The 21,256-nt window shown below is 64.2% G+C and carries 20 protein-coding genes and 1 pseudogene; 12 read left to right on the forward strand and 9 right to left on the reverse strand.

Annotated features, from left to right (window positions below; genetic code table 11):
- Nucleotides 1–20 precede the first annotated feature (20 nt).
- Nucleotides 21–1,115, forward strand: a complete 1,095-nt coding sequence (locus tag JN280_RS17745; protein WP_202313954.1) for an LLM class flavin-dependent oxidoreductase — start codon at nt 21–23, stop codon at nt 1,113–1,115.
- A gap of 61 nt (nt 1,116–1,176) precedes the next feature.
- Here the strand turns inward: JN280_RS17745 and JN280_RS39475 are convergent.
- Nucleotides 1,177–1,374 (reverse strand): annotated as a pseudogene (locus tag JN280_RS39475) (DUF3175 domain-containing protein); the annotation flags it as partial.
- Between the two features lie 155 nt (nt 1,375–1,529).
- Between JN280_RS39475 and vapB the strand changes: the two are divergent.
- The 3 genes from vapB (at nt 1,530) to JN280_RS17765 (ending at nt 3,196) form a co-directional block, all read left to right on the forward strand.
- Nucleotides 1,530–1,778, forward strand: coding sequence for a type II toxin-antitoxin system VapB family antitoxin (vapB, locus tag JN280_RS17755; protein WP_202313959.1), 249 nt, complete (start codon nt 1,530–1,532; stop codon nt 1,776–1,778).
- Entirely contained in the window at nt 1,778–2,197 is a 420-nt protein-coding gene (locus JN280_RS17760) for a type II toxin-antitoxin system VapC family toxin (RefSeq protein WP_202313961.1), read from the forward strand. Before vapB ends, JN280_RS17760 begins: the two co-directional genes overlap by 1 nt.
- A gap of 234 nt (nt 2,198–2,431) precedes the next feature.
- Nucleotides 2,432–3,196 carry a metallophosphoesterase gene (locus tag JN280_RS17765; protein ID WP_202313963.1) on the forward strand — a complete coding sequence of 255 codons (765 nt, stop codon included), beginning with the start codon at nt 2,432–2,434 and terminating at the stop codon, nt 3,194–3,196.
- A 105-nt stretch (nt 3,197–3,301) separates the two neighbouring features.
- Here JN280_RS17765 and JN280_RS17770 read toward each other — a convergent pair whose 3' ends face one another.
- The 4 genes from JN280_RS17770 to JN280_RS17785 form a co-directional block, all read right to left on the reverse strand.
- Entirely contained in the window at nt 3,302–4,321 is a 1,020-nt protein-coding gene (locus JN280_RS17770; protein WP_202314827.1) for an acyltransferase family protein, read from the reverse strand.
- Nucleotides 4,322–4,347: 26 nt separating this feature from the next.
- A complete protein-coding gene (locus tag JN280_RS17775; protein ID WP_202313964.1) occupies nt 4,348–5,616 on the reverse strand; it encodes an O-antigen ligase family protein in 1,269 nt (422 codons plus the stop codon).
- A gap of 65 nt (nt 5,617–5,681) precedes the next feature.
- On the reverse strand, nt 5,682–6,971 hold the full coding sequence (locus JN280_RS17780; RefSeq protein WP_202313965.1) for a polysaccharide biosynthesis/export family protein: 1,290 nt from the start codon (nt 6,969–6,971) through the stop codon (nt 5,682–5,684).
- Between the two features lie 83 nt (nt 6,972–7,054).
- Nucleotides 7,055–7,729 carry a sugar transferase gene (locus JN280_RS17785; RefSeq protein ID WP_202313966.1) on the reverse strand — a complete coding sequence of 225 codons (675 nt, stop codon included), beginning with the start codon at nt 7,727–7,729 and terminating at the stop codon, nt 7,055–7,057.
- A gap of 572 nt (nt 7,730–8,301) precedes the next feature.
- On the opposite strand from JN280_RS17785, the gene JN280_RS40005 reads away from it, so the two are divergent.
- The gene (locus JN280_RS40005; RefSeq protein WP_202313967.1) at nt 8,302–8,598 is read left to right on the forward strand and encodes an exopolysaccharide production repressor protein; all 297 of its coding nucleotides are present in this window, start codon (nt 8,302–8,304) and stop codon (nt 8,596–8,598) included.
- A gap of 26 nt (nt 8,599–8,624) precedes the next feature.
- Here the strand turns inward: JN280_RS40005 and JN280_RS17795 are convergent, their stop codons facing one another.
- The 4 genes from JN280_RS17795 to JN280_RS17810 all read right to left on the reverse strand — a co-directional run bounded on the left by JN280_RS17795 (nt 8,625) and on the right by JN280_RS17810 (nt 13,950).
- Nucleotides 8,625–10,085 carry a lipopolysaccharide biosynthesis protein gene (locus JN280_RS17795; protein WP_202313968.1) on the reverse strand — a complete coding sequence of 487 codons (1,461 nt, stop codon included), beginning with the start codon at nt 10,083–10,085 and terminating at the stop codon, nt 8,625–8,627.
- Nucleotides 10,082–11,260, reverse strand: a complete 1,179-nt coding sequence (locus JN280_RS17800) for a glycosyltransferase (protein WP_202313969.1) — start codon at nt 11,258–11,260, stop codon at nt 10,082–10,084. Before JN280_RS17800 ends, JN280_RS17795 begins: the two co-directional genes overlap by 4 nt.
- Nucleotides 11,261–11,265: 5 nt before the next feature.
- On the reverse strand, nt 11,266–12,345 hold the full coding sequence (locus JN280_RS17805; protein ID WP_202313970.1) for a glycosyltransferase: 1,080 nt from the start codon (nt 12,343–12,345) through the stop codon (nt 11,266–11,268).
- Nucleotides 12,346–12,576: 231 nt separating this feature from the next.
- Entirely contained in the window at nt 12,577–13,950 is a 1,374-nt protein-coding gene (locus JN280_RS17810) for a UDP-glucose dehydrogenase family protein (RefSeq protein ID WP_202313972.1), read from the reverse strand.
- A gap of 535 nt (nt 13,951–14,485) precedes the next feature.
- Here JN280_RS17810 and JN280_RS17815 point away from each other — a divergent pair.
- The 7 genes from JN280_RS17815 (at nt 14,486) to JN280_RS17845 (ending at nt 21,207) form a co-directional block, all read left to right on the forward strand.
- Nucleotides 14,486–15,460, forward strand: coding sequence for a glycosyltransferase family 2 protein (locus JN280_RS17815; protein WP_202313974.1), 975 nt, complete (start codon nt 14,486–14,488; stop codon nt 15,458–15,460).
- Between the two features lie 175 nt (nt 15,461–15,635).
- Nucleotides 15,636–16,010: a hypothetical protein gene (locus JN280_RS17820; protein ID WP_202313976.1), complete on the forward strand. Its 375-nt coding sequence runs from the start codon at nt 15,636–15,638 to the stop codon at nt 16,008–16,010.
- A 95-nt stretch (nt 16,011–16,105) separates the two neighbouring features.
- Nucleotides 16,106–16,912, forward strand: a complete 807-nt coding sequence (gene exoK / locus JN280_RS17825) for an endo-1,3-1,4-beta-glycanase ExoK (protein ID WP_446720732.1) — start codon at nt 16,106–16,108, stop codon at nt 16,910–16,912.
- Between the two features lie 222 nt (nt 16,913–17,134).
- Complete coding sequence (locus tag JN280_RS17830) at nt 17,135–18,307, forward strand: glycosyltransferase (RefSeq protein WP_202313977.1); 1,173 nt, start codon at nt 17,135–17,137, stop codon at nt 18,305–18,307.
- The gene (locus tag JN280_RS17835) at nt 18,307–19,329 is read left to right on the forward strand and encodes a glycosyltransferase family 2 protein (RefSeq protein ID WP_274609085.1); all 1,023 of its coding nucleotides are present in this window, start codon (nt 18,307–18,309) and stop codon (nt 19,327–19,329) included. The genes JN280_RS17830 and JN280_RS17835 overlap by 1 nt, the downstream gene beginning before the upstream one ends.
- On the forward strand, nt 19,326–20,282 hold the full coding sequence (locus JN280_RS17840) for a glycosyltransferase (RefSeq protein WP_202313978.1): 957 nt from the start codon (nt 19,326–19,328) through the stop codon (nt 20,280–20,282). The genes JN280_RS17835 and JN280_RS17840 overlap by 4 nt, the downstream gene beginning before the upstream one ends.
- Nucleotides 20,272–21,207, forward strand: a complete 936-nt coding sequence (locus JN280_RS17845; RefSeq protein ID WP_244743380.1) for a glycosyltransferase family 2 protein — start codon at nt 20,272–20,274, stop codon at nt 21,205–21,207. The genes JN280_RS17840 and JN280_RS17845 overlap by 11 nt, the downstream gene beginning before the upstream one ends.
- The last annotated feature ends 49 nt before the right edge of the window (nt 21,208–21,256 follow it).

Raw genomic sequence — 21,256 nt, forward strand, 5'->3', positions numbered from 1 at the left:
ACCCGGACAGGAAAAGACCAATGGAATTCGGTGTGTTCATCCTCGCGCAGCAGCGGGGCTATCATCAGTCGTCCCGGACCGTCATCGCCAATTCGGTCCAGCAGACCATCGCGGCCGAAGCCGCCGGCTTCGATACGGCCTGGTATGCTGAGCATCATTTCAACAATTACAGCCTCGTTCCTTCGCCGCTGATGATGGTCGCGCATTGCGCGGGACTGACCAGCACCATCAGGCTCGGAACGGCGGTCTGTGTACTCCCGCTCTATCATCCCAATCGCCTGCTCGGCGAGGTCGGCTTCGCCGACACCGTGTCCAACGGCCGCCTCGAACTCGGCGTGGGGTCGGGATACCAGCAGTTCGAATTCGAACGCTTCGGCGTCAATGTCGACGAAGCGCCAGCCGTCTTCAACGAATATCTGGAGGTGCTGCAGAAGGGGCTGCGTGAGCGCATCTTCAGCTTCGAGGGCCAGTATCTACGGGTTCCTCCCACGGCGATCAGCGTGCGTCCGGTGCAGAGTCCGATCCCGCCGATCTGGCTCGCGGCCGGCAGCACGAGAAGCATGGGCCGCGCGATACGGGAAGGCCACAATCTCTTCGTCACGGCCCTGCTCGGCGGGCTCGACGATATCAGGTCGCTGCGCGGGACGATCGAGCAGGCCGCGGCGCAGGAAAAGCGCGACGTTGCCGATACCAAGATCGGCTTCCTCCGCTGCGCTTTCGCCAGCGACAACGATGCCGACATCACGAGCTATATCGAGAACGCCCGGTTCCAGCGCCGGCTGTCGGAGAGCCTGCACCAGCGCAGGCAGCAGAGCTCGGACGGCTATCTGATGGCGGAGCAGCCGAGCCCGAACGACCTCTCCCTGGAGACCATCCGCGCCAACATTCCGGTGGGCAGCGTCAACCAGGTCATCGATCGGCTGCTCGAGGAGATCAGTATCCTGAAGCCGAACCACATCGCGCTGCAGACGCAACTCGGCGACTTCGATCAGGCGACGATGCTGCGTCAGATCGAGCTGTGGGGTGATCGGATCATCCCGGCCATCAAGCGCGAACTCGGCGGTGAGGCCGTGGCGGCTGCCTCGCAAGAGCCTCTGCGGGCCGGCGTCCGCTGAAGCGAGGCGATTTCGGATCCGAGGCAAGAGGCGGCGGCGCCAAAGCCGCCTCTCCGACGCTTCACTCCGTGTCACGCCCGAAAGCATGGCGCAACTCGCCCTTCGCCTGCTCCAGCGCCTTACGCTCCGCAGGAAGGTTCTTGCCCGCCCGGTTGACGTAGAAGGTCAGCATCGACATCGCGGACCGGTAGGGCTCCGACTTCCTCTTCTCGCTGATTTCGGCCGAGCGCTTGAGTGACAGGGCGATCCTCTTGGGGTTCCTGGACGCATTTAGAACTTTGTGCGTCTCGCCTCCGGCAGAAATGAAGTGCTCGTGGGGGACGCGGAGGCGCTTGAGCGGGTTTCGGCGCAGGGTCGGGAATTGACATATGCAAGGCATATGTTACCATATTTACCTCACTATGGAGGCGCCCCATGACCCGCACCGTGTCCATCTTTCGCAACAACCGCAACCAAGCGATCCGTCTGCCCAAAGATTTTGAGTTCCAGGGGGTGACCGAATTGACCATTGAGCGGCAGGGCGACACGATACTGCTGCGTCCCGTCCGGCCGGACTGGCTATCGTTCATGAAAGAACCGCTTAGCGATGCGGATTTCCTCGACGAACGGCCCGAGCTGATCGAAGAGGGACGGTTCTCTCTTGATGATGACGGGAAGCATTGATGCCGGCCATCTATATGCTCGACACCAATATTTGCTCATTCATCATGCGCGAACGTCCAGCCTCCGTTCTTGCACGTTTGCAGAACGCGGCGGAAAGCCAGCACCAGATCGTCATCTCGGTCATCACTTATTACGAAATGCTGCTGGGCACGGTCGGCCGCAATGCCTCGCCTCGTCATGCGCGGCTGGTGGATGCTTTCGTCACCCGTCTCTCCACCATCCTGCCATGGGATGCGGCGTCCGCGGAACGCGCCACAGGCATCAAGCAGGATTTGGCGGCCAAGGGAACACCCATAGGCGGCAATGATACGATGATCGCAGGTCATGCGCTGGCCGCTGATTGTGTGCTGGTGACGAACAACACCCGCGAATTCTCACGTGTGCAGGGGCTGCGGTTTGAGGATTGGGTGAAGGGGTAATTTCGATGGATATGATCATCGCATTTCTTTCCGCCAGTTGGTCTGGGCGGTATCATCGGCAGCGCCATGACGAGCCTTATGCAGGCTTGGCTATGGCGTAAGGCAGTCCGGACTTGCCAGAACGTCGCCCTTGTAACAATTTGGCGAAATGAATGCTTCGGAACGCGTGCCGGCCCCCGGCGGAACCTCACGGAGGCCAGTCGGCCGGATCGGCGCGCATGATTGCGCCTTGAAATGAGCATTCTGAAACCATGGGCCTGGCGAACGAGCGCCGCGCGCCGTCGGCTCAGGCTGAGCCTCGAAGGCACGCTGGTCTATGCCGTGGGCGACGTCCACGGCTGTTACGACGAGCTGTTGGCGCTTGAAGCGATGATCGAGGCGGATGCCGCCTTCCATTCCGGGCACAAGGTGATCGTCATGCTCGGCGATTATGTCGACCGAGGCCCTGCGTCGTCGGGCGTGCTGGAACATCTGATCGCCCCTCCGCCGCCCGGCTTCGAGCGGATCTGCCTGACCGGCAATCACGAAGTGGCCTTGCTCGACTATTGCGAGGGCCGCCTCCCGCGGGCCGATTGGTTGTCGCTCGGGGCGGATGCGACACTCGCCTCATATGGCGTCAACCTCGACTATCTCGGCCAGACCTATCGATCCTCCGGGAAGGTCGACGCCGAGATCCGCAAGCTGATACCGGCGCAGCACCTGCGTTTCCTGCGCGACCTGCCTGTCATGGTCGAGACAGAGCGCTTCATCTTCGTCCATGCGGGCATAAGGCCGGGCATCGATCTCGACGAGCAGAAGGATGTCGACCTGATCCAGATCAGGTCGGACTTCCTCGACTATCCGCACGGACTGAAGCAGTGGGTGATCCATGGCCATACGCCGGTCGCGGCGGCCGTGCCGCGAGGCCGGAAGCTGAACATCGACACCGGGGCCTTCCATACCGGGCGCCTCACCGCCGTGCGCATATGGCGCGGCAAGGGACATGTGATCTCGACCTGACGGTTAGAGCAATTCCAGCAAAAGTGCGCAGCGGTCTTGCGTCCGGAATTGCGTGAAAACAAAGAGATAGAGCATTTCCGCGATTCGGAGAAAAGCGAAAATGCTCTAGGAGGCCGCTTCCGCACTTGCCGGGCGTGCGGCGCTGGAGGCGGGGCGTCTCCCTTTCGTCAGCGCCATCAGCGGCTTTTCCAGAATCTCATAGGAGAGGACGCCGAGCAACGTGCCTGCAAGCGTGGCGGCTGCCGCCGTCGCGAACTGGCTGAACGCCAGCATGGCGGCCAGCTTGAAGACCACCGAAACCGCCAGGGCGTGCCAGAGATAGATCGAATAGGAACTGTCCCCGAGATAGTTGAGCAGGGGGAAACGGCGGACCGCACCGCCTTTTTCCAGCGTCAGCACGCCCGTCACCAGAAGCACGGCGAACAGGCCGAACAGGAATTCATGGATCATGCCGGGATAGACAGCGAGCCAGGCGAAACCGGCCGATGCGGCAAGCACGGCTGCGCCGCCGAAGAAACGGCCCGGCAGCCTGCGCGTGAGCCACAGCCGGCCAAGGGCTGCGCCGCACAGGAATTCCAGCATGATCGGCCGGGTGTAGGTGAACAGCACCGGATCGCTCGGCACTAGGACAAGGCCCGCCGCGACCAGGATGAGGAGGGCGCCTGCGAGAGCAGTGAAGCGCCGGCTCCGCGGCAGGAGAAGGACAAGGCCGAAGATGAGATAGAAGAACATTTCGAGATTGAGCGTCCAGCCCTGGACGAGCAGCGGCCACAATTCGCCGTTGCTCGGCGAGCGGTGCGGGATGAAGAGAAGCGACGCCAGCACGTGGTCCAGGGTGAGCCTGACGCGTGGGAACAGCCCGGCCAGGGCGCCGGCGACCATCACCATCGTCACCAGCCAGTAGAGCGGAGCGACGCGCAGGGTGCGGTCGCGATAGAAGCGCAGCGGCGTGGTCGGCCTCGTCTCGGCAAGGGTCCACATCACGAAGCCGCTGATCACGAAGAAGATGTCGACACCGGCGGCGCCCACGGTGAAGCGTGAACCGGTCCGGTCGGTCGCGTGATAGACGACCACGGCAAGCGCGGCGACGGCGCGAAGATACTGGATGCCGTAGAGCCGGGGCATTGGTCCAGTCATGTCGGCCGCTCCCGTCACGCCGGGTGCCGCCATGCGATGCTGGCAGGGACCGGGCGGGGCTGGCGGGCCGGCACCCGCCGCCAGCCGGCGAGTCGACCTGCCGAATAGTAGAGAAGGAAGGAACCTATGGCGTAGGGATGCATGACGTCGATCTCGAAGAAGGAACGGATGACGAGCAGGATCGCCAGGCCGGCCAGCATCAGCGCCTCCGCGCCGGAACGGTCCGTCACGACATGTCGGAGCAGCCCCGACAAGGTCCTCAGTATGATGAAGCCGATCAGCACGCAGCCGACATAACCGAGCTCGACAAGCGCCTCGATATAGGTGTTGTGGAAATGGAAGCCGCTGCGCGCGGTGATGTAGAATTCATGCCACAGGCGCTCCGCCTCGGAGAAACCCTGCACCCAATAGGCCTGATAGCCGAGGCCGACGACGGGCGAGTCCTGCGCGGCCCTCCAGCCTTCCGCCCAGAGATAGGTGCGGCCGGTCAGCGTCGAGTCCTTGCCGAACAGGGCCAGAACCAGGTCGACGGCGCCGAGGCCGAAGGCTGCGACGGCAAGCACGGCTGCCAGGACGAGCCCGAAGGCGAAGAAGGCTTTGCGGGTTCCGGGCGACAGCAGCAGCGTCGCGCCGAGCCCGATCACGGCAAGCAGCGTCACCGAAAGGGCGATGAGGGCCGTGGCCGATTGCGAGGCGAACAGGCCGTAAAGGCAGAACAGCGCCGCCAGCAGTGCCGCGGCCTTCGCAATTCGGTCCGTGGAAAACATGAAGGCGTAGGCGAAGGCGGCATAGACGCCGAGCGAAGCGAAGAAGCCGAGCTGGTTCTTCGATGTGAACAGGCCCGAAAAGCTGTAGCTGCCGTCGAGCGGGTCATAAACGAAATTGCCGAAGGCGAAGGACAGCAGCAGGACCACCGAGGTCCCCGAGATCAGGCCGACGAGCAGGGTGCGGGAGGCGATGAGGCGCGCCGCGATCAGCGCGCAGACTATGTGTGAAGCATATTGCACGCTGGCCCGCGCAGTCGCGCCGGGTGCGTCGGACCAGAACACGCTGAGGCAGGCGAAAAGGCCGAAAGCGACGATCCAGGAGAATTTCAGGTAATTCCCGAGCACCGTCCGGTAATCGATCAGGATGAGCGGCAGCCACATCGCATAATAGAGCAGGATGCTGACCTGGCCGTAACGGAAGGAATAGGCGAAGACGACGACGGAAACCGATACGGCCACCGCGCCGAACCAGTGGTTAGACGCAGGGTCGATGAGCATCGCCTTCGATATCTTCAACGATCGCTTCCTGATGGCCTGTTCGTTTGTCCGCCTGCCGGACCGGGCGGGGCGCCTGCGGCGCCCTACTGGCTGGGCGGCGGCAGTATCTTCACCTTGACGACGTCGCCGGGCAGGACGGGTGTCGTCTCGTCCGCGTCGATCTCCTTGGCCTCGCCGTCGGAGGAGCGCAGGATGACGAATTGCGGCGGAGGCGCTTCGGCTCCTGCGCTGGCATCGGGTGCGATCGATAGGGCCTCGGCCATCAGGTTGGAGTACATGGCGATCTTGAGATTCGCGGCCTCCAGGTCGGCATCCACGGATTGAAGTTCGGCAGCGATCTCGGCGGTGCGGTCGTTGCGCAGGGTGATCTCGTCCTGGGTCGCCTTGTTGATGTCCTGCTTCGCGCGCAGCGACGAGGTTCCGATGTCGAGCAACCTGCTCTCGATCTCGGCGACCGAGCGCTCCAGTCCGGAGACGCGCGTGTTCACGACGAGCCCCTTGTCGGCGAGGCCGCCGACATCGGCCAGTTCGCTCTTGGCCAGTTCCAGCTGCCGCGTCTGCGAAACCGTCTTCTTGGAGAGCGCCTCGATCTCGCTGGTCAGCAGATTCTTGAGGTCGCCCAGTGCGGAGAGCTGGAGCTTCAGGGTCTGGGCGCGTGTCGCCATGACGTTGCTTTCGTCCGTCAGCAGCCGGGCGAGTTCGGGGCGCTCCTTCAACTCGCTGGGCAGCTTGATGTCGACCTGGTCGGTGGCCTCGGCCTGAAGCCGGGCACGTTTGGCGATCAACCGGTTGCGCTGATCGATGAGCACCGCATGATTGCCTTGGGCGTTGATGAAATCGCGCTCGGCGCGTTGTCCGTTTTCGGATCCGCGACGGATGCCGCCGGCAATGCTGACCGCCTTCAGCACGGTGAGGTCAGGCGCATAGGGATATTTGCCGGGGGCCTCCACGTCGCCCGATATGAAGAAGGGGCGATACTCCGCCAGTTCCACGGAGGCTTCCGGCCGGTCGAGCAGTCCGAATTTCTGCTGCAGCTTCTCGCCGATCATGGCCGCGATCTCGGCCGTCGTCTTGCCGCTGGCCTCGGCCTCGCCGATGAAGGGCAGGGACAATGCGCCGGAAGGGCCCACGGTGTAGTCGCCGCTGACGGCGGACCAGTCCCTGAAGTTCCCTTCCGCCGTCTGCCACTCGACGACCTTGATCCGCAGCCGATCCATCGGGCCGAGGCGGTAGTCGTCGGCACGGGCCGCCGACGCGACACCGCCCAGAACCAGGAGCACACACAGGAGGCGGGACAGAACGGCGCGGATGGCCTGTGCGGCGGCGTCGGACTGTTTCAGGCTCCCGCGCCTGCAGGGGAAAGGATTGGTCATTCTCGGACTGCCCTTTGCTGTTCGCGGATCAGGCGGCCTTCAGCGCGCCGATCTCATGCGAGCCGCGACGCGCGGTCCACGGCTCAATAGCTTCCCCGCGACGAGCAGACCGCGGGGATCGTCTTCATGATGATCAGGAGATCGGCGGAAAACGACCAGTTCTCGACATAGTGGCGGTCGAGCGCGACACGGCTGTCATAGGATACGTCGTTACGGCCGCTGATCTGCCACAGGCCGGTCAGGCCGGGTCGCGACTTCAGATAGAAGACTGCGCAGGAGCCGTAGATGTCGAGCTCGTCCTTCACGACCGGACGCGGACCGACGATGCTCATGTCGCCCTGCAGGATATTGATGATCTGCGGCAGTTCGTCGAGGCTGAGTTTGCGCAGTACCTGGCCGACCCGCGTCACGCGCGGATCGTTCTTGAGCTTGCGGGTGGCCCGCCATTCCTCGCGGCTCTCGGGATTGCTGGCAAAATGTGCGGCGAGCACCTCGTCGCCGTTCGGGACCATCGTACGGAACTTCAGGCAGCGAAAGACGCGACCGCCACGCCCGATTCGGCGATGGCCGTAGAAGATGGAGCCTCCATCGGACAGTTTCACGAGCAGGGCCAGCAGCACGAACAGCGGGCTGAGCAGAAACAGTCCCGTGGTCGCCGCCAGTATGTCGAAACCACGCTTCACCAGTCCGCCGATCGGCGGCGTTTCGGCAGCGGATCGCAACGTGTCCGAACTCGCCCACTTCGCGGCATTTCTCATGACGCTGCTCCAAAAGGCAAATCAAAGATTGCGGTCACGGTACCAGAAAAATTGTGCATTGCAACATAGAGTCTTTTTTGCAGGTTGAACATCGTTTGCTTCAGAAATGACTGGCATTTCGCCAGCCCGTGCACAATCATTGTCTGAAATGACGCATTTTATAGCAGGTTGTTCTTGTGAAGTTTGCAAACTTGGAGGTGATGCAGCATGGACCAATTCTCCTCAAGTGTGGAATCAAATTGTCTTTCGCCACGGGCGGGATATTTGATCGTGGCCGTCACAAAAATGTTCCATGCAAGGTCTTATGCGCGTTCTGATCCAACGTGTGCCCATGAGCGCTTTCAACCGTCGCAGGCAGCCTCGCCCCGCCGTGCGACCCGGCTCGCGCCTTGCCTCGATACACCACTTAATATATCCTCAAGTCTCGTCTGTTATGCTTCTCGGAAGCTGCGGACGCCGGGAGTTGCGCCAGTAGAAACGCACCCCGAGGCGAGACTGCTGACGTAATGGGGAGTGAATTGTTGTCTAGGTTTGGGGCTCATTGCGAGCTTTGGCCGATGGGGCGGCCATGAATGTCTTTGCCACGTTTCCTGATTGGAATGTTTTCCGTGCTGGTGGTCTTTGCGATATCGACCTATGTTGCCACGGGGTCGATCGGAAGGACGCTTGTCCAGACTCTTATCTGTGCCGTCCTGCTGCAACTCGGCTATTTTCTGGTTGTGCTGTTCCTCGTGGCACGCGAAGGCCGCAAGCCGGAACGGGAAGACACGGAAATCCGCGGCGGTGAGCCTGCGCGACTGCCCGAGACCGAAAGCTTTTTCGGACGAATTCGGCATCTCACCGACTTTCTGCGGTCGCGTTATCCGTAGTCCCGGGTGGGTGGGTCGTCGACGGTTCACCTGACGCCCCCCGCGATTCTTCCGAACGCGTTTGCAAGCGCCTTGCGTGCCTGCGGCAGCAGAAGCATCAGCAGGAGCGTCACGGCGTAGTTGAGCACGATCGCCACTGCGACGGCGACCATGTCCGAACCCGATGTCATCTGGGCGGGCAGCGAGCTGAAAATGCCCCAGGAAACCAGCGCGGCGGCGATGAAGAGCGCCTGCACGATCAGGAAGTCGCCGGCTGTAACCGGCCCGACGCGATGCAACAGCACCGCGAGCACTGGAATGCGCAGGATATAACCGCTGATCGCATAGGCGGCGGCGACGCCGACCGCTCCCCAGCGCATGCCCACGATGAAGGCGGCGACGGCCACGGCCGAAGAATATACGCCCCAACGAAACATCGTGCCGGTCTTGCCCTGGCAAATGAAGATCCAGCCCGTCGTGTTCGAGATCGGCTGTGTAAGGCTGGCGATGCCGAGCCAGGCGAAGATCGGGGCGACGGCGAGCCAGCGTTCGCCAAAGAGCAGGCTGACGACCTGAGAAGAGGTCATGGTCAGCGCGGCGACGCCCGGCGCAGTGACGGCCGCGAGCAGCCAGTTGGTATCCATATAGATGCTGCGAAAGCGCTGCTTGTCGTCCTGGATGCGGCTCATCAGCGGTATCATCAGGCGTGTCAGCGGCTGGCTGATGTTCTGAAGTGGAAACAGCATCAGCTTGTAGGCGCGGTCGTAGTAGCCGAGTTCGGTCGCGCCCGAGAATTTTCCGATCAGGATGGTGTCGAGATTGCGGGCGAAGAAGTTGACCAGATTGAAGCCGGTCAGATTGGCGCCGAAGGAAAGAATCTCCCGGTCGATCCTGAAGGAGGGTTTGCCCGGCCGCCATCGCGCCACGCGCCACGCGGCGGCCAGAGCCACCAGCGCCGATACCGCCGGTCCGATCACAAGGGACCAGTAGCCCAGCCCCGCCAGGGCGGCCGCGACGGTCGCGGCCAGGCCCGCAACGGCGGTAACCACGTCGTTGAGCGCAAGTTGACCGAATTTCAGCCGCCGGTTCATCAGGGCGAGCGGCAGGGCAGCGAGGCTGCCGAGCAGCAGGGGGGCAGCCGCGGCAAGCGTGATACCGGTCATGCGCGCATCGCCATAGAAGACCGCGACGGCCGGGGCCAGGGCGGCAACTGCCAGGCTGCAGCACAGGCCGACAAGCGCGCTCACCCAGAACACGTGGTTGAGCTGCCGCTGGCTGATCTCGCTGCGCTGGATGACGGCCTGCTGCAGGCCGAGATTCTGGAACAGGCCGACAAAGGCCACGACCGGCCCGACCGATGCGACCAGGCCGAAATCTTCCGGCGCAAGCAGGCGCGCGAGAACGACGACGGACAGGAACTGGACGGCGATCTTGATACCCTGCGCCCCGCCGGTCAGCAGCCCGCCGCGCAGCGCGATCCGCCCGAACTGGCCGGGTGCGGCATTCATGCGGCAAGCCTCGCTCCGGCGAGCCGCGTGAGGATGCCGGCAAATTCCTCATCCAGCGTCTCAGCGTTGAAGTCGGCTTCGACCTTTGTCCTGGCCGCCGCGGCGATCCGCTCGCAAGCCTCCGGATTGCTCGCGACCCATCCAAGCCTCTCCGCGAGTGTTTCGACATCGCGTTCGGGCGCGAGGAAACCGGTCTTCCCGTCTTCGACGAGCTCTGGAATTCCCGAATGCCGGGTGCTCACCACGGTGAGGCCTGCGGCCATCGCTTCCATCAGGGCCACCGGTATCCCCTCTATGTCGCCGTTGCCGGCGGTGACGCTGGGCAGGACGAAGCCATGGGAACGCCGCAGCCACTGCTTCACGTCGCCGTGAGGAAGGCTGCCCAGGAAAGAGACGCGTGCTGAAATGCCCAGCTCCGCAGCGAGACGCTCCAGTTCCGCGCGCAGCGGGCCGTCGCCGATGATTGTATAGCGCCAATGGATGGCCGGATCCCTGGCCAGCCGGGCGAGGGCGCGCAGCGCGAACTCGACGCCTTTCTTCTCGGCCAACCGGCACACGGTTATCAACTCCAGGGGCATTCCCTGCCACGATCTCCAACGATAGGGAATCGCGGCGATGTCGATGCCCATATGGTGCACGGCAACGCCGGCGTCGGGGGCCCCCGCCTCGATCAGCACGCGGCGGAAGAAGTCGTTCACCGTCAGGCAGAGCGCGCCGTGGCTGAACAGGTCGGAATAGCGCGACAAGCCTGCTTCGCGGATCGGCACACCGACGTCGTAGCCATGGAAGACGGTGACGAGGGGTGGCTTCAGCACGCCCCGTTTCTTCAGCCGCGCCACACGCGCGCCATTGTGGCCGAAATGGGCGACGACCACGTCGCAGCCATTGAGGTGCCTTGCAAAGGTCGCGTCCAGGGCCGTCGAGACCTTGTCGCGGAGTTGCGCGGGCAGGCGCGGCATGGCCGGCCGCAGCCGGGCCGCCGGCCCCCACCAGTCCCGCGTATTCGCCATCAGCGTGGCCAGTGGTTCCTGGCTGCGGTCAACATGAGCGTCGCCGGCAACACCGTTGCAGACAACCTCGACCTCGAAGCCGCGTCGCATAAGACCGGCCATCTGGCTGATGACGAAGGTTTCCGACAGTGACGGAAACTTGCCGACGACAAAACCGACACGCATGGAGATCAGGCCGCGAGCGCCTTCGAACGGTCGGCCGCTCTTTCCAGCACGTCGAGGAACGCCGTGAACTGGCGGCTCGGATGCAGTTCAGGCCGCTTGGAGAACTGGAGGGCATCGGCGGAGAGGCGGGCATAGTAGGCGTCGTCGGTCCACATGCGCTTCAGCTCCCGCACCCAGTCGTCCACGGGCGCATCATAGTCCAGCGTGACGCCACCGGCCCCGACAGCCTCGGGCAGCCCGCCACGGGTCGAGCCCAGCACCGGGATGCCGCTGCAGTGCGCCTCGGAGGCGACGCGTCCCCAGGCTTCTTCCCATTTGCTCGGCGCCAGCAGGATCCTGGTACGGCCATAGACCGTCTTCATGTCGCTTGTCCGGTCCTCGAGCGCGACGTTGCCGAACGGCGCAATCCTGGCCTCGATCTCGGCGCGATGCTCCTTGGCGAGTTTCCAGCTCTCCTGGAACAGGAACGGGATCTCGGGGCACCGCTCGGCGATCTGCACCGCCAGTTCGAAGCCCTTCTCGTTGTAAGGATTGATGAAGGTGACGAGTTCGCCCGTCGTGGGCGTTGCGTAGAGGCCCGGGTCGATGGTCGGCGGGATGACGGTGGAATCGATGCCGAAGCGGTTCTTGTAGCTTCGGGCGGTGAACTGCGAATTGGCGATGTAGTGAGCGGGGCCGAGTTCGGAGAGGTCGCCGCCGAGTTCATGGAACTCGACGTTCCGAAGATAGATCACGACAGGCACTCCGGCATCCTGCAGCGCTTTGCCGAGCGGCACCGACTTGTGGCATTGCACGACCGCCACGTCGGGCCTCAACCGCGAGACCGCGAAGGGAACCGCCTCCCATGGAAACCAGGCGCGGACGACCGGGTAGCCCGGGAAGTTGTCGATGACGGCGCGCTCGCGGAAGATCTTCATCTTCAGCCGCGCCTTGATGCCGAAGACGCCGTCGCCGAACAAGGCGGCGAGCACGCTCGCGTCGTGGCCGTCATTGCGCAACTGCGTCACGAGATGATGCGTGCTCGACTGCACGCCGCCGTGAAATTCCGGATAGTACCCGTTCCCACCCGCGAACAGTATCTTCATGCCGGTCTCCTGTGGGCTGCGGCCGTCCGATTGGGAGGTTCGGAGCCGCCGTTCCATCTTGTCGTGCGCGGCATCGGCCCGATGCCTTCGCGTTTCAGTGGGCCGCCGCCCCGCAGTCCGACAGGGCGCCAAGCAGGCTGGCGTGGCTTCGCCCACGCTTCACCCGCTTAGCTTCTTCTTTTTGCCGCAGGTTCTTGTCGGAAAACCGTGGGACACTTTTCCGAACCCTGCCTAGCCTGCTTTGGCCCCGCGGGTCGCCTTGAGAGCGGCCCGTTCCGAGGCGGCACGCCCGATGCTCTCGTAGCGAAGGCCGTTTCGGGCAACGACATCGGGGTCATAGAGATTGCGGCCGTCGAAGATGACGGGTGTCGACAGAGACTGACGGACGAGCTCGAAAGAGGGCGCGCGGAAATTCTTCCACTCGGTGGCGATCAACAGCGCGTCGGCGCCCCGCAGCGCGGCTTCCTTTGTGCCGCACAGAAGCAGGTCGTCGCGCTGGCCGTAGATCCGCTGGCATTCCTGCATGGCTTCGGGGTCGTAGGCCTGGACGCGCGCGCCCGCCGCCCAAAGGGCTTCCATCAGGACCCGCGACGGCGCCTCGCGCATGTCGTCGGTATTCGGCTTGAAGGCGAGGCCCCACAGGGCGAAGGTCTTGCCTTTGAGGTTCTTCCCGAAAAAGCGGATCACCTTTTCGAACAGCGCCGACTTCTGGTCCTCGTTGCGCAGTTCGACCGCCTTCAGCACCTTGGCGTCGAAGCCGATGTCCTCCGCGGTCCTGATCAGCGCGCGGACGTCCTTGGGGAAGCAGGAGCCGCCATAGCCGAGGCCGGGATAGATGAAGTGGTAGCCGATCCGGGGATCGCTGCCGATGCCACGGCGAATCTCTTCGATGTCGGCGCCGAGCTGCTCGGCCAGGTTGGCCATCTCGTTCATGAAGCTGATCTTGGTCGCCAGGATGCAGTTGGCGGCATATTTGGTCAGCTCCGCGCTGCGGACATCCATGACGATGATCTTCTCATGGTTGCGGTTGAACGGAGCATAGAGCTCGCGCATGACCTCCTCGGCTTCCGCGCTGTCCGTGCCGACGATGATGCGGTCCGGCCGCATGCAGTCGGCGACCGCCGAGCCTTCCTTCAGGAATTCGGGATTGGAGACGACATGATAGGCGAGGCCCTGGCGACCGCGGCTGGCCAGCACGTCGCCGATCCTTGCCTTGATCTTGTCGCAGGTTCCGACGGGAACGGTCGACTTGCTGACCACGATCTGCGGCCGGTCCATATGCTGGGCGATCGTCTCGGCGACGGCCAGCACATATTTCAGGTCTGCCGAGCCGTCCTCGTTCGGCGGCGTGCCGACGGCGATCAGTTGGATATCGCTGCGCGCCACGGCGGCGGCGGCATCGACGGTGAAGGTCAGCCGCCCGGCGGCGTAGTTCTCGCTGACCAGGCTTTCGAGGCCCGGCTCGTAGATGGGGATGATGCCCTGCTTGAGGCGCTCGACCTTTTCCGCGTCGACATCGACGCAGACGACGTCATGCCCGACATCCGCCAGCACTGCCGCCTGGACCAGGCCGACATAGCCGATACCGAAGACCGTGATATTCATGGAGCAGCTATTCCTTCAGAAAGCGTCGGGCGTAGCCTTACCCGGTATCGTCACCGGAAAGGAGGCTGGTTGCAGGGTACTACTATACGGGAACCAGCGCCCGCCTGGGGAGTCATGTCCTGCGGCGCCGCCACGCCAACAGGCCTGCTCTGCCGCGCGGTCATTAATGTGCTTCCCTTTTGCTGCATTGCAACAGACCCTAGCGTGGTGTCGCCAAGCGTGCAAGACTGCGCCATCGGCGATTGATGAAGCAGTTCCGAAATATCGGTATGCACAAAGCATGGGCGATGCGCCGGATGCAGGCGCTGCCGCCCCTTCGGTGCTTCTGTATGCGCCTTTCGAGGTAGGTCACAAAATATTTCATCACGTTATTCGAGGAAAACATTACAACATATTTCGTGAATCGCTCCCGCCTTGAATTCGCTGGGCCGAATGACTGATTTAAGCGGCATGTCTGGACCACGACTTTACGGCCGGCGCTTCGTGATGCATCTTTTCCTTCGCAGCTGCAGCAAATTGCCCGCGGAGCTTTGACATGACCGAGCGTCCAATATGCGTCGTCATCGCCGCCCGGAACGCCGCGGGCACCATCGCCGCGGCGATCGCGTCGGCGCTGCGGGAGCCCGAGGTGGGCGAGGTTGTCGTGGTCGACGATGCCTCGACCGACGGCACATCCGAGGTCGTATCGCAGGCCGACGACGGCAGCGGCAGGCTGTCGGTCATCCGATTCGATCAGAACCGCGGGCCTGCTGGCGCCAGGAACGCGGCCTTCGCGCGGTCGAGGTCGCCCTTCCTCAGCATTCTCGACGCTGACGATTTCTTCATCGGCGGCCGTTTCGGCCGGCTGCTGGCCGCCCGGGACTGGGATCTCGTGGCCGACAATATTGCTTTCGTCGCCGATGGGGCAGGCGAGCCGCAGGTTCCGGCTTTCCGTCCGAACCCCAGATTCCTCGGTCTCGCCGAATTCGTGGCCGGCAATATCTCCAAACGCGGCCGGCAACGCGGCGAACTGGGTTTCCTGAAGCCGGTGATTCGGCGTGAATTCCTGGATGCGGCCGGCCTCCGCTATGACGAGCGGCTGCGGCTCGGCGAGGACTATGAGCTCTACGTGCGGGCGCTCGCCGCCGGCGCGCGGTTCAAGCTCGTCGACACCTGCGGCTACGGCGCCACGGTGCGGGCCGATTCGCTCAGCGGCCGTCATCGGACCGAAGATCTGAAGCGGCTCGCCGATGCCGACCTGTCGCTTCTCGCGCTGCCGGGGCTGGCGGCGGATGCGACGAGACAGTTGCGCAGCCACGAACGTCACGTGCGAGACAAATATCGACTGCGCCGCTTCCTCGATGTGAAGGCCGGTCGCGGGCTTCGGGGTGCGGCCGCCCATGGCTTGCGCCATCCCGGCGACCTGCCGGCGATCGCTTCGGGCATCGCCCGCGACAAGCTCGACGGCCTGCGCGAGCCGCAGTCTCCAGTCAGGACGGTTCGCTATCTGCTGGAGGGCGAGCCCGCATGACCGCAGCCTGCCCGGGACCGGGTTCACATGGGTGTCTTGCCAGAAAGCATGACGCGATCCATGCTGCCCTCATTGCCGACAAAGTGAGGGGCCATTGTCGCAGCAGGCCCCGACCGGGGTTGGGAGCGGTCCTCAGGGGCTGCGGGGCGGCAGGACACGCAGCGAGGGCCTCGCGATGAGATCCGTCTTCGGGTTCAAGACCAGAAGTGCCGAGCGCGACCAGCAGACCGACGCGGCACGATTCCAGCGTATCCGGGATGTGATCGCCGAAGTGTCGGGCGAAATGGATCGCGAGAAGTCCGGCTTCGAGAAACGGTACGGAACGGTGGCGGCCGACGCCGCTTTCCTGGTCGAGGCTATGGATAATGAAGCCTCCCCCTCGGGCGATTCGGAGCGGATCGCAACGCTCACCGAGACGCTTCGCGCCTGCGAGCGTCGGATCGCGTTCCTGAACAGGCAGATGCTGTTCATGGAGGAATGCCGCCAGTTCGTCCAGCAGTTCGTCGACGCCAACGGCATCGATGCCGGAGGGTCTGCAAAGGCCGAATGACGGATTGCCTTAAGCCGCCGCGGATCGCCCGAACCGGGCCTGCGGGGCGCCAACCCGCTGTGTTGGGAGGACGCAGCCAGATCGGAGCGAAGCCGATGCCATTGTCGTTCTCCTCGCCGTGCCTCAAATCTTGCTGGCTATCGGGCGCGCTCGCCGGCCAGGCACTGTTGTGGTGCATGACGGGGTCCGCCTTCGCCCAGGACGCGCCACAGTCCTTCGTCGACAATTTCGACAGGCTCGGCTCCGCCCGCTGGTATGTCTCGGACGGCTGGGCCAACGGGAAGCACCAGAATTGCACCTGGTCGAAGAACCAGGTGAAGGTGGCCGACGGTGTCCTGTCGCTCGGCTTCACCAAGCACACTTTCAAGGATCGCGACTATGTCTGCGGCGAGGTGCAGACGAAACAGCGCTTCGGATACGGAATCTACGAGGCCCGGTTCCGGACCCCGGCGGGTTCGGGGCTCAACGCCGCTTTCTTCAGCTTCATCGGGCCGGTCGACAAGCAGCCGCATGACGAGATCGACTTCGAGGTTCTGACCAGGGACCCTTCAAAGGTGCAGCTCAACAGCTATGTCGCGGCCAAGGGCAACAACGAGAAACTCGTTCCCGTGCCGGGAGGCGCCGACAAGGAGTTCCACGATTATGCCTTCGTCTGGGAGAAGGACAGGATCCGCTGGTATATCGATGGCGAGCTTGTCCACACCCTCGACGATCCGGCGAAGGTGCCCAGCCACCCGTCCAAGATCTTCCTCAGCCTGTGGGGCAGCGACACCTTCACCGAATGGCTCGGTCCCTTCAGCGACCCCGGCGAGCCCTTGACCATGGAGATCGACCGCGTCGCCTTCACCGGTCTCGGCGAGCCCTGCCAGTTCCCGGGATCGGTGGCCTGCAAGCTGGAATAGCCAGCGCTCGCTTTTGTCTTTCGTCGCGTTGCAAAACTTGATCGAGAGGCTATGCTGCACCGCAACAGAGTTGTTGCGACGCAATAGAGCGTGAACTAGCTTCCGGGAGGGGAAGGCTGAGGCATCGGTTACCGAATCCAGGGAAACCGATGCTTGAACAGAGAGATAGAGCGGCGTCACCGGTGACCCCGGTGCCTGCGTCGCGATAGCTGCGGTCTGTCGATGCTGCGTGTCCTCTACCTTGTCCACGACCTTTCCGATCCGGCGGTGAACCGCAGGGTGAAGATGTTGCAGGCCGGCGGGGCGGACGTCACGCTGGCGGGCTTTCGCCGCGGGAAGCCGGTGACGTCAATCGAAGGGCTGGTGCCGATCGAACTGGGAGTTACCCGCGACGGCAGGTTCGGCCAGCGGCTGGGCGCGGTCGTCCGGGCCGCCACGGCAATAGGTTCTGCCCTCGGCGCCGTCGGACGGCCTGACGTCATCGTTGCGCGGAACCTCGAAATGCTGGCGCTCGCCAGGCGGGCGGTCTCCATCTTCGGTGGGGCTGTGCCTGTCGTCTACGAGTGCCTCGATATCCATCGTCTCTTGCTGCGGTCCGATGCGGTCGGTGTGGCAATGCGCGGCGCGGAGCGGTTCTTCAGCCGTGATGTCGCCATGCTGGTGACCAGTTCTCCGGCCTTCGTCGAGGAACATTTGAGCCGGGTCCTCGATCCAGGGGTTCCGATCGAACTCGTGGAAAACAAGGTGCTGGAACTCGCCGGCCCGGCCGGTGCCGAAACGCCCCCCGCGCCGCGCCGCGCCGGCCCGCCCTGGAGGATCGGCTGGTTCGGCGCGCTGCGCTGCCGGCAGTCTCTCGAACTGCTGTCGGCCTTCTCGCGCTCCATGGGCGGTGAAGTGGAGGTGATACTGCGCGGCCGGCCCGCCTATGGCGAATTCGCCGATTTCGACGGCTATGTCGCGAGCGAGCCTTATCTCTCTTTCCTCGGCCCTTATCGGAACCCCGACGACCTGCCGGCCATCTATGGCGACGTGCATTTCGTCTGGGCGATCGACTTCTTCGAGGAGGGGCAGAATTCGAAGTGGCTGCTGCCCAACCGCCTCTATGAAGGCTGCCGTCACGGCGGTGTGCCGATCGCCATGCGCGGGACCGAAACCGGCAAGTTCCTCGAGGCGCGTGGGTGCGGCCTGCTCCTCTCTGAGGCGGCGACCGATGCGCTCCGGGCCATGCTCGGGTCGATGGACGAGGTGGGCTACGCCACCCTGAAACAGCGTGTCACATCAATTGATCCCGCGACCTGGATCTACGGTATCGACGATTGCCGCGTGCTTGTAGGAAAGCTGCGCGCGCTGGCAGCCCTTCGCACCGATGGCGCCGCAATCGAGGCGGCGGCTTGATGAAAGACGGAAACGAGATGGGGACAGCGGAAGAGAACACGCCTGAAATCCTGATCGTGGTGCCGTGCCTCAACGAGGCGGCGCATATCGGCGGACTGCTCGGTCAGTTCACTCCTGCTACCGAAAGGATCGGCGCGAAGATCGTCGTGGCGGATGGCGGAAGCACGGACGGCACGCAGCGCATCGTCGAGGAAAAGGCGGCGCAGGACGCCCGCGTCGTTCTGCTCGCCAATCCGAAACGCATCCAGAGCGCGGCCGTGAACCTCGCTGTCGAACGGCATGGCGAGGGTTGCGACTATCTCATCCGCATCGATGCGCATGGCGCCTATCCCGACGACTATTGCGACCGTCTGGTCGAGGAGGCTGTCCGCACCGGCGCCGATTCGGTGGTCGTCGCCATGGCGACCAAGGGCTTCGGCTTCTTCCAGAGGGCGGTCGCGGCCGCGCAGAATTCGAGGCTCGGCAATGGCGGGTCGCCGCACCGGCACGGCGCATCCGATGGCGCATGGACCGATCACGGGCATCATGCCCTCATGCGGGTCGCCGCCTTCCGTTCGGTCGGCGGCTATGACGAGACCTTCACCCACAATGAGGATGCCGAACTCGACTATCGGCTGCGGCAGGCCGGGTTCCGGATCTGGCTGACCGGCAAGACAATCATGACCTATTACCCGCGCGCTTCGGTGTCGGGGCTGTTCCGGCAATATGTCGGTTATGGCCGGGGCAGGGCGCGCAACATGCTCAAGCACGGGATGGTCCCGAAGGTCAGGCAGATGTTGCCGCTGATGGTTTTTCCGGTCGTGGCGGGAACCTCGCTGGCCTTTCTGCATTGGTCGGCGATCGTGCCCGCGTCGCTCTGGGCGATGATCTGTCTTGGCTATGGAGCGCTGATGGCGATCGCACAACGCAATCCCGACGGAATGCTGGCCGGCTTCTCGGCGATGGTCATGCATCTGGCGTGGTCGCTCGGTTTCTGGCAGCAACTGCTTTCCTCCCGCAAGCCGGAGCGGGCGGGTCGATGACGGCGTCCCGCAACAAACCTGCGGAGCTGCGGATCGACATCGGCGTCTGCACGTTCCGCAGGCCGGAGCTTGCCGATGCTTTGCGCTCGCTTGCTGCGCTCGAGGTCCGGCCGGACTGGCGGGTGCGGATCATCGTCGCCGACAACGACGTCACGCCGAGCGCACGCGAACTGGTCGCCAGGCTGGAACCGGAGATGCCGTTCCCGGTGCATTATGTGCATTGCCCTGAAGCCAACATCTCGATCGCCCGCAATGCCTGTCTCGACGCCGGAGCCGGCGACATGCTGGCCTTCATCGACGACGATGAGACTGCGTCGCCGCAATGGCTGGCCGAACTGGTCGCCATGGCGGCGACGAGCGGCGCGGACGCCGTGCTGGGGCCGGTCGAGGCGCGCTACCTCGCCGGCGCACCGCGCTGGATGCGCGAAGGGGACTTCCATTCGACGCTGCCGGTCTGGGTGCGCGGCGAGATCCGCACCGGCTATACATGCAACGTCCTGCTGCGGCGCTCGTCGCCGCGCGTCGCCGGTCGCCGTTTCAGCCTGGCGCGTGGGCGCTCCGGCGGCGAGGACACCGAATATTTCACCCGGCTGCATGCGGCCGGCGGCAGGATCGCCTACGCGCCGGAAGCCTGGGTCCGCGAGATCGTGCCGCCCGGTCGGGCGCGGCTCTCGTGGCTGGCCCGGCGTCGGTTCCGGGCGGGCCAGACCCATGGCCATCTCCTCGCCGGACAGGGCCCCGCGGCCGCCGCCAGGAACATGGCGCTCGCCGGCGCCAAGGCAGGCTACTGCTTCCTGGCCGCCGCCTTGTCGGCCTTCTCGGCGGCTCGCCGCAACCGCTACGCGCTGCGCGGGATCATGCATGTCGGCGTCGTGGGCGGTCTCGCCGGTGTCCGGGAGCTTCAACAATATGGCGGAACTGCCCCCGAGCAAGGAGCGGGAATTGGAACCTGACGTCAGCTTCGTCATAGCGGCCTTCAATGCCGATCTCACGATCGATCGTGCCATCCGCAGCGCGCTCGCACAGGAAGGCGTGAGCGTCGAAGTGGTTGTGGTCGACGACTGTTCGACCGACTTCACCCGCGACGTCGTGAAGGGCATCGGGGACGAGCGCGTGCGCCTGCTGCCGCTGGCGGAAAACCGAGGGCCCGGCGGCGCGCGCAACGCCGGACTGGAGGCGGCGAAGGGGCGCTGGGTCGCGATCCTCGACGCCGACGATGCCGTCCTTCCGGACCGGATGGCTCGCATGATCGGACGCGCCGAAAAGACGGGCGCCTCGATCGCGGTCGACAATCTCGAAATCGCCCGGGCCGGCGAGCGCCGCCGTACGATGTTCGCTCCGGCAGCCCTGTCGCGGACACCCGAACTGTCGCTCGCCGCCTTCATCGACGGCAACATGGTGTTCAAGTCGACCTTCAACTACGGCTACGTGAAGCCGGCCTTCGAGCGCCGTTTCCTGGAGGAGAACGGACTGCGCTATGACGAGACGCTGCGCATCGGAGAGGACTACCTGCTGCTCGCGGCGGCACTTGCCAGCGGCAGATGCGTGATCGAGCCCAAGCCGGGCTACATCTATCATGTCACCGAGGGCTCCATCTCGCGGGTTCTGGAACTGCACCACGTCGAGGCCATGATCGCGGCCGATGCCGTCTTTGCCCGCGCGCACCGCCTGGAAGGGGCCGGCCTCGCGGCTTTCAGGCGGCGCGAGCGGAACCTGCGCGACGCTGCCGCATTCCTGTCGCTTGTACGGCATATCAAGGAGCGCTCGCCGCTCAAGGCGCTCGGCGCCGCTTTCCGCAACCCGGTGGCGGTCGGCCATCTTCGCATGCCCATCGCCAAGCGGCTCGGTCTCCACCGGCTGACCGAGCGGGCATTCTAGCACACGTCTTCCCGCCTCTTCGAAGGGGCGGGCGATCATCCCGAAGTAT

This window comes from Mesorhizobium sp. L-8-10 (assembly GCF_016756635.1).
Lineage (GTDB): Bacteria > Pseudomonadota > Alphaproteobacteria > Rhizobiales > Rhizobiaceae.

Coding starts and splice junctions, on each gene's coding strand:
- JN280_RS17810 (WP_202313972.1), bottom strand. CDS start 13,950: ATGAATATCACGGTCTTCGGTATCGGCTATGTCGGCCTGGTCCAGGCG.
- JN280_RS17815 (WP_202313974.1), top strand. CDS start 14,486: ATGACCGAGCGTCCAATATGCGTCGTCATCGCCGCCCGGAACGCCGCG.
- JN280_RS17745 (WP_202313954.1), top strand. CDS start 21: ATGGAATTCGGTGTGTTCATCCTCGCGCAGCAGCGGGGCTATCATCAG.
- JN280_RS40005 (WP_202313967.1), top strand. CDS start 8,302: ATGTCTTTGCCACGTTTCCTGATTGGAATGTTTTCCGTGCTGGTGGTC.
- exoK (WP_446720732.1), top strand. CDS start 16,106: ATGCCATTGTCGTTCTCCTCGCCGTGCCTCAAATCTTGCTGGCTATCG.
- JN280_RS17770 (WP_202314827.1), bottom strand. CDS start 4,321: ATGCCCCGGCTCTACGGCATCCAGTATCTTCGCGCCGTCGCCGCGCTT.
- JN280_RS17840 (WP_202313978.1), top strand. CDS start 19,326: ATGACGGCGTCCCGCAACAAACCTGCGGAGCTGCGGATCGACATCGGC.
- JN280_RS17835 (WP_274609085.1), top strand. CDS start 18,307: ATGAAAGACGGAAACGAGATGGGGACAGCGGAAGAGAACACGCCTGAA.
- JN280_RS17780 (WP_202313965.1), bottom strand. CDS start 6,971: ATGACCAATCCTTTCCCCTGCAGGCGCGGGAGCCTGAAACAGTCCGAC.
- JN280_RS17760 (WP_202313961.1), top strand. CDS start 1,778: ATGCCGGCCATCTATATGCTCGACACCAATATTTGCTCATTCATCATG.
- JN280_RS17800 (WP_202313969.1), bottom strand. CDS start 11,260: ATGCGTGTCGGTTTTGTCGTCGGCAAGTTTCCGTCACTGTCGGAAACC.
- JN280_RS17795 (WP_202313968.1), bottom strand. CDS start 10,085: ATGAATGCCGCACCCGGCCAGTTCGGGCGGATCGCGCTGCGCGGCGGG.
- JN280_RS17830 (WP_202313977.1), top strand. CDS start 17,135: ATGCTGCGTGTCCTCTACCTTGTCCACGACCTTTCCGATCCGGCGGTG.
- vapB (WP_202313959.1), top strand. CDS start 1,530: ATGACCCGCACCGTGTCCATCTTTCGCAACAACCGCAACCAAGCGATC.
- JN280_RS17785 (WP_202313966.1), bottom strand. CDS start 7,729: ATGAGAAATGCCGCGAAGTGGGCGAGTTCGGACACGTTGCGATCCGCT.
- JN280_RS17820 (WP_202313976.1), top strand. CDS start 15,636: ATGAGATCCGTCTTCGGGTTCAAGACCAGAAGTGCCGAGCGCGACCAG.
- JN280_RS17805 (WP_202313970.1), bottom strand. CDS start 12,345: ATGAAGATACTGTTCGCGGGTGGGAACGGGTACTATCCGGAATTTCAC.
- JN280_RS17765 (WP_202313963.1), top strand. CDS start 2,432: ATGAGCATTCTGAAACCATGGGCCTGGCGAACGAGCGCCGCGCGCCGT.